Source organism: Pseudomonas sp. Pse1, from assembly GCF_024519635.1.
GTDB lineage: Bacteria > Pseudomonadota > Gammaproteobacteria > Pseudomonadales > Pseudomonadaceae > Aquipseudomonas.
In genome coordinates this window covers 28,376-40,496 of the sequence record NZ_JALJRO010000007.1, presented here as the reverse complement: position 1 = coordinate 40,496, position 12,121 = coordinate 28,376, and the positions used below count along the sequence as shown (strand labels likewise).

8 protein-coding genes are annotated in these 12,121 nt (G+C 64.8%); 6 read left to right on the top strand and 2 right to left on the bottom strand.

Annotation, left to right across the window (positions count from 1 at the left end; translation table 11 throughout):
• Window positions 1-286: 286 nt before the first annotated feature.
• From NR126_RS12455 to NR126_RS12430, 6 genes are all read left to right on the top strand, one after another.
• On the top strand, window positions 287-1,360 hold the full coding sequence (locus NR126_RS12455; protein WP_256830330.1) for an ABC transporter substrate-binding protein: 1,074 nt from the start codon (window positions 287-289) through the stop codon (window positions 1,358-1,360).
• A gap of 21 nt (window positions 1,361-1,381) precedes the next feature.
• The gene (locus NR126_RS12450; protein ID WP_027616288.1) at window positions 1,382-2,605 is read left to right on the top strand and encodes a lipase family protein; all 1,224 of its coding nucleotides are present in this window, start codon (window positions 1,382-1,384) and stop codon (window positions 2,603-2,605) included.
• Window positions 2,606-2,621: 16 nt separating this feature from the next.
• Window positions 2,622-3,821, top strand: a complete 1,200-nt coding sequence (locus tag NR126_RS12445) for an LLM class flavin-dependent oxidoreductase (RefSeq protein WP_027616287.1) — start codon at window positions 2,622-2,624, stop codon at window positions 3,819-3,821.
• A gap of 4 nt (window positions 3,822-3,825) precedes the next feature.
• Complete coding sequence (locus NR126_RS12440) at window positions 3,826-5,409, top strand: ABC transporter substrate-binding protein (protein ID WP_256830329.1); 1,584 nt, start codon at window positions 3,826-3,828, stop codon at window positions 5,407-5,409.
• Window positions 5,410-5,561: 152 nt separating this feature from the next.
• Entirely contained in the window at window positions 5,562-8,144 is a 2,583-nt protein-coding gene (locus NR126_RS12435) for a TonB-dependent siderophore receptor (protein ID WP_256830328.1), read from the top strand.
• Between the two features lie 20 nt (window positions 8,145-8,164).
• Window positions 8,165-9,262, top strand: a complete 1,098-nt coding sequence (locus tag NR126_RS12430; RefSeq protein WP_256830326.1) for an LLM class flavin-dependent oxidoreductase — start codon at window positions 8,165-8,167, stop codon at window positions 9,260-9,262.
• Between the two features lie 220 nt (window positions 9,263-9,482).
• Here the strand turns inward: NR126_RS12430 and NR126_RS12425 are convergent, their stop codons facing one another.
• Complete coding sequence (locus NR126_RS12425) at window positions 9,483-11,279, bottom strand: ABC transporter ATP-binding protein (protein ID WP_256830324.1); 1,797 nt, start codon at window positions 11,277-11,279, stop codon at window positions 9,483-9,485.
• Entirely contained in the window at window positions 11,276-12,118 is an 843-nt protein-coding gene (locus NR126_RS12420) for an ABC transporter permease (RefSeq protein ID WP_256830323.1), read from the bottom strand. The genes NR126_RS12425 and NR126_RS12420 overlap by 4 nt, the downstream gene beginning before the upstream one ends.
• Window positions 12,119-12,121: the final 3 nt, after the last annotated feature.

Sequence of the window (12,121 nt, the reverse complement as noted above, 5' to 3'; positions counted from 1 at the left end):
AAAAGCGCGGGCTCAATCATGCATCAGGATCTATAGATTAAATAATTATTAATTAATCTTTATATATTCCATAAATACATATGAAGGAACATTGCTTCTGCCCTGCTTCTGGAGCAGCACTCAACCTGCATGGACCTGCTGATCCACCAGCACCCAGTCGCCTCCCTCCCGCCCTCAATAAGCGCGCAAAGCCCCGAAACGCGTGGCCTGCAGCGATTTCACAAAACGCTGGCATGCAATCTGCTCTAGCCCTGGCATAGCGCAGCCACTTATCGAGGAAGCACCCATGAAACGTCTCTGGCGCACCAGCCTTATTGCCCTCACCGGCCTGTTACTCAGCGCCACGGCCCTGGCCGAACAAGCGCCGTCCTCCGTCAAGATCGCCATCGTCGCCTTCACCCAGGGCGGCAAACCGGTGTTCGGCGGCATCGCCGGACGAGTGATCGAGGAAGGCTGGCTCGAACAGCAACTCAGCCAGCGCGGGGTCAAGCTGGAGTGGATCGCCCTGCCCCACGCCGGCGCCGGCCCACAGATCAACGAAGGCTTCAGCAACAACAGCATCGACTTTGCCGTGCGCGGCGACCTGCCGTCGGTAATCGCTGGCGCCGGCGGCGTGCCGGGCAAACTGATCGTGCCCGGTGGCAGCGGCAACAACATCTACCTGGTGGTGCCGAGCAACTCACCGGCCAAGAGCATCGACGACCTCAAGGGCAAGCGCCTGGCCTTGCACCGTGGCCGTCCTTGGGAGTTCGCCTTCAGTAATTACCTGGGCAGCCAGGGCCTGAAGCTCGACGACTTCAAGATCGCCAACCTCAACCCGCAAGTCGGCGCGGCAGCAGTGTCAGCCGGCAAGGTCGATGCGGCGGTGCTGCTCAGCGAGGCTTATGCCCTGGAAGACAAGGGCGTGGGGCGGATTCTCTGGTCGAGCAAACAGGGCCAGAATGACTGGCGCCTGATCTCCGACCTCTGGGGCACCGATCTATTTGTCCAGCAACACCCGGACCTCACCCAACTGCTCGCCACCGCCTGGGTCAAGGCCGCCTGGTGGATCTCCCAAGAACAAAACCAGGACGCCTATTACCAACTGTCCTCGCGCGCCGGCACCGCCGAAAGCGTGTTGCGCCGCGACGACCAGAACGACCCGGTGGCCTGGAAAGAGCGCTGGGCGCCGAAAACCGATGCGCAGCTCAAGGCCCATTACCAGGCGCTCACCGCCTACGCCCTGGCCAACCAGTTGATTCGCGACCCCTACGACATCAGCACCTCGCTGGCCACCGGCTTCACCCGGCAAGCGCTGATCGACCTGCAACTCACCGACTACTGGCCCGCCCTGCGTGGCCAGGTCAGCAGCCATCCCTGAACCTTTGATAAGGACATCCCGATGAACCTCAGCAAGCGCTTCACCTTCGGCCTCAGCCTCCTCGCCCTGTCCATGAGCGCCCTGGCCGCCGACGTGCACGTACCCAAGCCCGACCCGTTGCAAGGCGACGGCCGCGTCTCGGCGTTCTACACCTGGCAACACGTGATTCCGGCCACTGCGGGCAAACTGCTGCGCAGTGAACCGCTGGAGAAAACCCTGAGCCTGCCGAATGCCGCCAGCGCCCAGCGGATCCTCTACAGCTCCACCGACGGCATCGACAACAAAACCCCGATCGTGGTCTCAGGCACCCTGTTCCTGCCCAAGGGCAAGGCGCCCGCCGGCGGTTGGCCGGTGGCCAGTTGGGGCCACGGTACCGTGGGCATCGCCGATGTCTGCGCACCGTCCTGGCAAGGCCGTTCCTACCGCGACGTGCAGTACCTGAGCCGCTGGCTCGACGAAGGCTACGCAATTGTCGCCACCGACTATCAAGGCCTCGGCGTGCCCGGCGGTCACCCGCTGCTGAACAACCGCATGGCCGCCTACGGCATTCTCGACGCCGCCAAAGCCGTGGTCGCCGGGGTCCCCGGGCTGGCCAACAAGGTGCTGATCATCGGCCAGTCCCAGGGCGGTGCCGGGGCCTTCGCGTCGGCCGCGTACGCACCCACCTACGCGCCGGATCTCGGGGTCAAGGGCAGCATCGGCACCGGGGTGATCTACACCGTCGGCGCGAAAAACGTCGGTGAGCAGGACCCGAACAAGGTCGACGCCTCCCTCGCCTACGGCTTCTACACCCTGCTCGCGGCGCAGCAGTACGACCCGAGCATCAACCCGAAAGACTTCTACACCGAGAAGGCTCTGCCGCTGTTTGAACAGGCGCGCACCAGTTGCCTGGCATCGCTGGTCAGTGACGTGGTCGGTGTCGGCCTGACCCCGGCCAATGCGAAAAAGGACTACCAGGGCGACCAGCTCGCGGCGTGGCAGAAGCAGGTGTCCTACCCGACCCTGAAACTGACGCAACCGATCTTCATTGGCACCGGCGCTGAAGACAAAACCCCCGCCGCTTCAACCCAGGTGGCCCTGATGCAGGACGCCTGCAAAACCGGCTCGGTGGTCGAGGGTCACCTGTACAAGGGCCTGGGCCACAGCGAGACGGTCAACGCGTCGCTCAAGGACTCGGTGCCCTTCGCCCGCAAAGTCATTAACGACCAGCCTGTCACCCCTATCTGCAATCCCAGCGTGCAGTAAGCCGGAGCCGCCCCCCATGAGCATCGAATTCTTCACCCGCCTGCCGCTGCACGGCGAAACCCAGTTCCTCCCCGGCGACCCACGCAACCGTGGCGACTGGCACCGAGGCGGCCCGAGCACCGGCGCCGTGTCCGGGTTCAGCGTCGGCGATCATTTCAGTTACATCGACTACCTTGGACAGATCGCCCGGGCCGCCGAAATCAACGGCTTTGGCGGCGCGCTGATGGTCAACGCGCCGACCGGCGAAGAGCCGTGGACGGTCTGCTCGCTGCTGGCCCGCGAGACTCGCACGCTACAGTTCGTCACCGCCTTCCAGCCCTATCACTACACGCCCTGGGTCGCCGTGCAGCAGGCTGCGACCTACCAGCGCGCCACCGGCAATCGCCTGGTGTGGAACATCATCAATGGCGGCTCGGACGTGATCCAGCGTCAGGTCGGCGACTTCAGCGATCACGATGAGCGCTATGCGCGCGCCACCGAGTTCATGGACGTGGTCAGGGGTTATTGGCACAACGAAAACTTCCACTACGACGGGCGTTTCTACAAGGCCGAAGGCGGTGGTCTGCGCGGGCCGCTGAAGAAGGCGCAACTGCCGTTGATCTGCACCGCCGGCTCGTCGATCGCCGCCCGCGAATTCGCCGCCAAACACGCCGATTTTTACCTGATGCGCGCCGAGCACCCGGATGAAATCGCCGCGCTGATCGCCGACATTCGCCAGCGTGCGCTCAAGCACGGGCGCACTAATATCCGCTTCGGCCTGTCGATCGATGTGATCACCCGCGAGACCGAGGAACTGGCGCGCACCGAGGCCAAGCGTTTCTTCGACGAGGGCATCGCCAAGGGCGCGGTCAAGGCCGTGGCTGCCCATGCCGGGCTGCGCACCGCGCGCAAGCTGAGCTACGAGACCGGGTTCACCGAGAAAACCGAGACCCAGTCGTTCGAGGATTTTTTCATCCACCCCAACGTCTGGACCGGCTTCGGCTACATCGGCATTCCGCCGGGCTGCGCGCTGGTGGGCAGCTACGAAAACGTGGTGGCGCGGATTCGCGAGTACAACGCGCTGGGCATCGACCTGTTCTTCCTCGCCGGCTACCCGCACCTGGAAGAAGCCTATCGCCTCGGCGAGCACATCCTGCCGCACTTTCGCGGCGAGCGCGTGGCCCTGGAGCGTACCGCCGAGCCGCTCGCCGCGCTGCATTCGGCCAATGGAGCCTGAGCCCATGAGCGACCATCACTCCCTGCTGAGCCGCCGGGATTTCCTCGGCCACAGCGCCCTGCTCGGTGGCGGCCTGCTGCTGGGCGGCGGGCTGCTGGCCGGTTGCGGCCCGGCCAGCGAGACCCCGGCGGCGTCCGGCGCCAGCAACCAGCCGCGCTACGGCGGCCGCCTGCGCCTGGGCATTCTCGACGGTAACCAGAGCGGCAACCTCGACGCCCATAAGCCCATTGGCAGCGGCATCGTCCGTGGTTTCGCCCTGTACAGCAAACTGTGGGAGTGGGACGAGCAGATGCAACCGCGCCTGGCCCTCGCCGAGTTCGCCGAGCCGAATGCCGACGCCAGCAGTTGGACCCTGCGCCTGCGTCCGGATCTGGAATTTCACCACGGCAAGACCATCGATGCCGACGACCTGATTTTCTCGATCCGCCGGCTCACCGATCCGCAACTCGCCTCGCCCTATGCCGCGTTGCTGCACTGGGTCGACCGCGACAATCTGCTCAAGCTCGACAACCGCACCGTGCGCCTGAACTTCCGCGAAGGCCGCAGCTACATGCCGCTGGCGGAAACCTGGGTCAACTTCGGCGGCATTGTGCCGGTGGACTATCACCCGGTATCCAACCCGGTGGGCGCCGGCCCCTACAAGCTGAAGAGCTTCACCCCCGGCCAGCGCTCGCTGTTCACCCGCTTCGAGAATTACTACAAGGACGGCAAACCGTACGCTGACGAGCTGGAAATCATCGACTTCAAGGACCAGGTCTCGCGCCTCGCCGCCCTGCGCGCCGGGCAGATCGACATGGCCAATGTGATGCCCACCGAACAACTGCAAGTGCTGCAAGGCGACCCGCGCCTCAAGGTGCTGAAATCGGTGACCGGCAACTGGCTGTCGTTCGACATGAACCTCGACAAACCGCCGTTCAACGACCCACGGGTGCGCGAGGCGTTTCGCCTGCTGGCCGACCGCGAAGAGCTGGTGCGTCGCGCCCTCAACGGTCAGGGCCGAGTGGCCAATGACCTCTACGCGCCGAGCGACCCGACCTTCAACCACAGCCTCGGCCCGCGCCCCCACGATCCGCAGCGCGCCGCGCAACTGCTCAAGGAAGCCGGCCAGGAAAACCTCGAACTGGAACTGGTGACTACCCCCGGGCCGGGGCTGACCTCGGCGCTGGTCCTGGCCGAACAAGCCAAACGCATCGGCGTCACCCTCAAGGTCAAGCAGGTCGACCTCGCGACCTTCCAGGGACCGCTGCGCAACGACTGGACCCTGAGCACCGGCGGCAGCATCGGCGCGCCGTTCCTCGCCAGTGCGATCCACACCGACGCGCCGTTTGCAGTGGCCAACAAGACCCACTTCAACGACCCGCACTTCAGCGAACTGTTCCTGCAAGCCATGGCCCAGCCCGACCTCGGCAAGCGCACGGCGCTGGTGCACCAGGTGCAGCAGATCCAGTACGAGCGCGGCGGCATGTTGATCTGGGGCTATGCCGATTTGCTCGACAGCGTCTCGACCCGGGTCGGCGGTGCGGCGGCGGAAGAGTCGCTGTTCAGCACCTGGCGGTTCGAGCGGTTGTGGTTGAACGACACGGCCTGAGCCCTGTGTAGGAGCCGGCTTGCCGGCGATGAAGTTGATGCGGTGTGGCTGATGCCCTCATCGCGAGCAGGCTCGCTCCTACAGGCGATGGCGGTAGATCAGTCACCACAGGTTTTTCCCTATTCCCGATTTTCTTTCGAGGCCCATGCCCCATGCCCTCTATCGCCTTTCGTTTGCCCTTGAAACCCTCCGCACTGGCCGTGGCGGTGGTGTCCGCATTGGCCCTGCCAGCGTTCGCCGACGACACCCAACTGCAAACCGTCACCGTCCAGGCCAGTGCCAGCGACAAAGAAGACGACGCCCTGCCCACCCGGCCGTCGACCTCAGTGTATGGCGGCACTGAAACCACCATCATCGACACCCCGCGCTCGATCAGTCAGATCAACACCGAACAACTGGCCAACGACCCGATCCGCAGCGCCGACGACCTGGTCAAGTACGCCCCCGGCATCACCCGCGGTGGCGGGCAGAACGCCGGGATCGCCCCGCAGTTTCGCGCCCAGGGTTCGGAGGTGTTCCAGGACGGCCAGCGCGCCTATGGCGTGCGCCACCCGGCCAACTTCAACGCCTACGAGGGCGCCGACATCGTCGCCGGGCCGTCCTCGGTGACCTACGGTTCGGTGAGCGGCAGCGGCGGCTACGTCAACTACCTGAGCAAGAAGCCCAATTTCAACGAATTCAAGACCCGCCTCAGCGGTGAACTAGGCAGCTGGATACCGGATGGCGAGTCCCGCGATTCAAGCAAATTCAGCATCGACAACACCGGGCCGATCGCCGACAACCTGGCCTACCGGGTGAGCATCACCAAGCAGCGCCAGGAGGATTTCTACGACAACGTCGACAACAACTTCGACGCCTTCTACGGCGCCCTGGCCTGGCGCAACGACAACGTGCGGGTCGACTGGAACGCCGCCTACGACGACTACTACGACTACAACATCACCCACGGCTGGAACCGCGCCAACCAGGCGCTGGTGGACCACGGCAAGTACTACGCCGGGCGCGCCACGCCGATCATCCAGAACGGCAGCACCCTGTGGTCACCGGTGCTGGCCTCCGGCGCGGCGGATGCACCGACCCTCGGTTGGGTCAAGCGCCAACGCAATGCTCAGGGCCAATACAGCGTGGTCGACGGCAGCTTCCAGAACGCTTCGCCCAACACCCAGGCCAATCCCGGCACCCTGCGCGGCTGGGTCTATGACCCGAACCTGGCGGGCAACGGCCTCAAGTCGCTGTCGTCGCAAACCGGCCAGCGTGACGAAGACGAAAGCAGCTCGCGGCGCTTCACCACCCAACTGCATGTCGAGGCCGACCTGACCCCGACCATCACTCTGGCCAATAGCACCTTCTACCAGCGCTCAAGGGACAACACCGATGCGGTCGGTGCGTTCCAGGTGCAGTCCAAGGACAACCTGCTCGACAACCGCTTCGAATTTCGCTCGCGCAATGAAGTCAGCCTCGGCGGCTGGACCCTCAGCGACGAGAGCAACACCGGACTGATTTACCGCCGTGAGTTCAACCAGTCGATTGCCGCGAACAACAGCTTCGGCTCGACCATCAACGCCTACGACCTGACCCAGGATCCGTCGGGAAAAAACCCTGGCGACCTGCTCGGCCTCGACAACCGCAATCCAGCCGGCGGCAATGGCGCGTGGATCGGCCAGCCCGGCGTCCCGCAGTTCTCGAACTTCTACGGCTGGCTCAACCTGCCGCCGATGTACCCGGCCGGGCACGGCCTGTACGCCGAATCGGTGGCGCCCTACACCGCCGAAAGCACCTGGACCACGCAAACCCTGTTCAGTCAGCACAACCTGAAGTTTGGTGATCGAGTCGGCCTGAATATCGGCGCCAGCCGCAGCTGGATCGATGCCGAGATCGAAAATCCGTTCGTCCTCGCCGGCGGCAATCCGCGCAAAGACAGCGACAACTATCGGCTGTTCTCATTCCAGGTCAGCCCCTACGTCAAGCCCACGGAAAACAGCACCCTGTACTACACCTTCGACCGCTCGCTGGCGGTCAACACCGGGTTCTTCTCCAACGGCCTCGGCTGGGGCAGCGGCGCCGGCGCCAACCAGCTCAACCCGCTGGCCTTCGAAAGCCTCAGCGTGCTGCATGAAGTGGGGCTGAAAGTCGAAGCCGTGCCCGATCAGTTGTTCATGACCCTGGCCGCGTTCAAGCAGGAGCGCGATCAGTCACCCGACAGCAATAACAACATCGCACGCCTGGTGATCAAGGGCGTTGAGTCGAGCATTCGCTACCAGCCGGACGACCACCTGCGCAGCGCCCTGAACCTGACCAAGCTCACCGCCTACAACGAGTTCACCAGCCAGAGCGGCTTCGCCTCGGCCGGTTTTATCCCCGACAACGGCACCGTGTTTGGCGACAACAACAGCCTCAATCAGCGCCCGTCCGGACGCTTCGATGCGGTGCAGATTCCCGAATACACGGCCAGCGGCTATGTCGACTACCGCTTTGATTCCGGCTTCGGCGCCGAGCTGTCCGGCTGGTGGACCAGCAGCTGGTACCTGAACCTGAGCAAGACGGTGAAGGTCCCCGACGAATACAACCTCGACCTCGCGGTGTATTACCGCCAGCCGCAATGGAGCACCACCCTGCGGGTGCTCAACCTCACCGACGAACTGAACTTCGTCAGCGGCCTCGCCGGCTCCACCAACACCTTCCTGCAACCCATGCCTGGCCGCACCGTGCTGGCCCAGGTCGATTACCAATTCTGAGTTCACTCTGGAGACTTGCTATGTCCATCGAATTTGTCGGCATGATTTTCCCCCGCCAGTGGTCCGAGACCCGAGGCGTGCGCAGCGCCGATTTTGACCTGCCGTTTATTCGGCATCATGCCCGCGCCCATGAGCAGGCCGGCTTTGACCGGGTACTGATCGCCAGCGGCCCGGGCAGCGCCGACAGCCTGCAGATCGCCGCGTATGCCGCCGCCCACACCGAGCGCCTGGGTTTCATGATCGCCCATCGCCCGGCCCTGACTGCCCCCACCGTCGCGGCGCGGGCCTTTGCCACCCTCGATCACACCACCGGCGGCGGGCGGATCCGTCTGCACGCGATCACCGGGATCACCGCCGAGCCGCAGGAAGGCGACACTCTGCTGGACAAGACCGCGCGCTACCGGCGCACCGATGAGTACCTGGAGATCGTCCGCCGGACCTGGACCGCCGAGGAGCCATTCGACTTCGAGGGTGAGTACTTCAACATCAAGGGCGCGTTCTCGCCCGTCAAACCGCTGCAGCAGCCGCACATCCCGATTTCCTTTGGCGGCTCGTCGGATATCGCCTATCAGATTGCGGTCAAGCATGCGGATTTGTATGCCTTGTGGGGCGAGCCGTTGAGTGGCGTGGCCGAGCAGATCGCCAAGCTCAAAGCCGCCGCCCGCGCTGCCGGGGTGCAGGCGCCGAGGGTGAGTCTGTCGGTGCGTTTGATCCTCGGCGCCACCGAGGAACTGGCGTGGCAGCGGGCCGAGCAGATTCTGCAGCAGATCAAGGCCAACCCGCAGTTCGCCGCCGGCAGCCCTTGGCAAAAACGGCTCAAGGGCACCGGCTCCGAACGCCTGCTGGCCGCAGCCGCCCAGGGCGATCGTCACGACCGCGCCCTGTGGTTGCCCACCGCCACCGCCGTCGGCGCCTACGGCGACACCACCGCCCTGGTCGGCACCCCGGAAACCGTGGCCCAGGCCTTGCTCGACTATGTCGACCTGGGCGTTACCACCTTTCTCAATCGTGGGTATGACCCGCTCTATGACACGGTTGACTATGGGCGCTGGATCATTCCGGCGGTGCGGGAAGAGGCGCAGCGGCGCAGTGTTGGTAGAACGGCGGCCAGTTCGTAGCTGTCCCGGATTTACGCGGCGGTCTCAGGTTCTTCGCGAGCAGGCTCGCTCCCACATTTCCGGGCGCATCCGAATCTTGCGGATGCCCGCCTTCCTTGTAGGAGCGAGCCCGCTCGCGATGGTCGTCAACGATGACGAAGCTAGCCTGGATGCGCGCCGCGACCTCTGGTTTTTCGTCGGAACGCCGCCCGGAGTCGGCTCGCTCAGTGGACCAAAAAAACTAACCCCCCACCAACGTCGGCGAATGCTCGAGCAACGTCCGCGTATACCCGGCCTGCGGTTGATCCAGAACCCCATCCACCGCCCCCTGCTCCACCACCCGCCCCTGCTTGAGCACCAGCACCTGGTCAGCGATGGCGCGGACCACGCCCAGGTCGTGGGTGACGAACAGCAGCGTCAGTCCCTCGTCCTGCAACTGGCGTAGCAAGGCAAGGATCGAGGCCTGGACCGAGACGTCCAGCGCCGAGGTGATTTCGTCGCAGATCAGCAGCCGTGGCTCGCAGATCAGCGCACGGGCAATCGCCACCCGTTGACGCTCGCCCCCCGACAGACCATGGGGATACGCATCAGCCACCGAAGCCGGCAGCGACACCCGTTGCAGCACCGCCTCGACCCGCTGCCGCGCCTCGGCGCCCTTGATCCCGAAGAAATGCTCCAAGGGCCCGCTCAAGGTCTGCAACACCGTCTGGCGCGGATTCAAGGCCCGGTAGGGATTCTGGAAAATGTACTGGATCTGATGCCGCAACCCCACCTCGCGCTGCCGGGCAGCCAGGCTCAACGGCTGCCCGGCATAACGCAATTGCCCCTCGGCGTTCTCCCCCAGCCCCGCCACCGCCCGCGCCAGACTGGTCTTGCCCGAGCCCGACTCGCCGACCAAGGCCAGGCACTGCCCCGGCTCCACCCGCAGCGACACATCGAACAGCACCTGACGATCGTAGGCCACGTTCAGACCGATGACTTCCAGCAAGGCCGGGCGCTCGACCACCTCGTCGACCTGCCGCGATTGCGCCACCGGAATCAACTGCAAAGGCTGGCGATGAGGGTCCAGGCAGGCCACCTGCTGCCCTGGAGCCCGTTCGTGCAAGGCCGGTTCCGCCGCTGAACAGTCGAGACGGCGCCGGCTGCAGCGTGGCGCAAAACCACAGCCCTGCGGACGCTGTCCCGGTGCCGGGGCATGGCCGCGAATCGCCAGCAGCTCACGACGTTGCGCCACATCCGGGATCGCCGCCAGCAAGCCCCGGGTATAGGGGTGAGCGGGATGACTGAACAGCGCCTCGCGGGACGCCGATTCGACAATCCGTCCGGCGTACATCACCAGCACCCGGTCTACCAGGTCCTTGATCACCGCCAGGTCATGGGACACATACACCGCCGCCACGCCCTGACTTTTGCACAGGCGGCGCAGGGTAGCGAGGATGTGCGCTTGAGTGGTGACGTCGAGCGCGGTGGTCGGCTCGTCGAGCACGATCAGCCGTGGCCGCAGGACGAAGGCCAGCGCCAGCATCACCCGCTGCTGCTGGCCGCCGGACAGTTGATGGGGAAAGCGTCGGAGGAATTCGCGGTCGTCGGGTAGGCCGACGTCGCGCAGGGTTTCTTCAATTCGATGGTAGGAGCCACTTCCAACTTGATGAGCCGCCAAGGTCTCGCGCAACAACGCGCCAATCCGCAACGCCGGGTTCAACGCCGTCGCCGGATCCTGCGCCACATAGCCGATCAAACTGCCCCGTGCATGACGCAAGTCCTCGCCCTGCAGTTCCAGCAACGGCTGCCCCGCGACCTCGACCCGCCCCTGGACAATCCGCGCGCCGCTGCGGGCATGGGCCAGCAACGCCGTGGCCAGGGTGGTCTTGCCGGATCCCGACTCGCCCACCAGCCCTAAAATCTCCCCGCCCCCGACACTGAACGACACCCCGGACAGCACATCGACCTGCCCCGGCAACTCGACCCGCAGATCGGTGACCTGCAACACCTGGGTATCGACACGGCTGTGCCCTGGCAAACCTGCGAGCGCATTCATGGCTGCTTCTCTCCAATCCGTGAACTGCTGCGGCCAATGCCTTCAGCAAGAATGTTGGTGCCGTAAGCGAAGATCCCGATCAGCAGCGCCGGCGCCAAAACAGCCCAGGGCTGGACCAGCAGGCCGGCCTGGTTTTCATTGATCATCAGGCCCCAGTCGGCGGTCGGCGGCGCCACGCCGTAGCCGAGGAAACTCAGGCCCGAGAGCATGCCCACTGCCCAGGTCAGCATGTTGCCGAAATGCACCAGCAACGGCGTGAGGATGTTCGGCAGGATCTCGCGAAATAGAATGCGTCGCCGCGAATAGCCCATCATCTGCGCCGCCTCGACAAACTCCTGACCGGCCACCGCCACCGCGCTGCCCCGGGCCAGGCGAATCACTCCCGGCGTAAAGGCGATTGCCACCGTCAACACGATCAGCCATGGCGCACGGCCGAGCATCGAGACAATCAGCAGCACCAGGATCAGGTCGGGAAACGCCAGCGAGACATCCGCCAGCCAGGTGATCAACTGGTCCAGGCGACGTCGGGAAAAGCCCGCCAGCAACCCCAGGGTGCCGCCCACCAGCAAGGCAATGGCGGCCGCCGCCAGGGACATCCACAACACCGACAGACCGCCGCTGAGCAAGCGCGAGACCACGTCATGGCCGAGGAAGTCGTAGCCCAGCCAGGCTGCACCGCTGGGCGCGCCATAGACCATGCCGAGCATGTCGGTCGGCGCATGGGGCGCCAGCCACGGGCCGAACAGCGCCAGGGCAATCACCAGTGCGGTGATCAGCGCGCCCTTGCGGGTTTGCGCTTGTGCCAGCCAGGGCCAGCGATTGGCGAATAAATCACGCATACA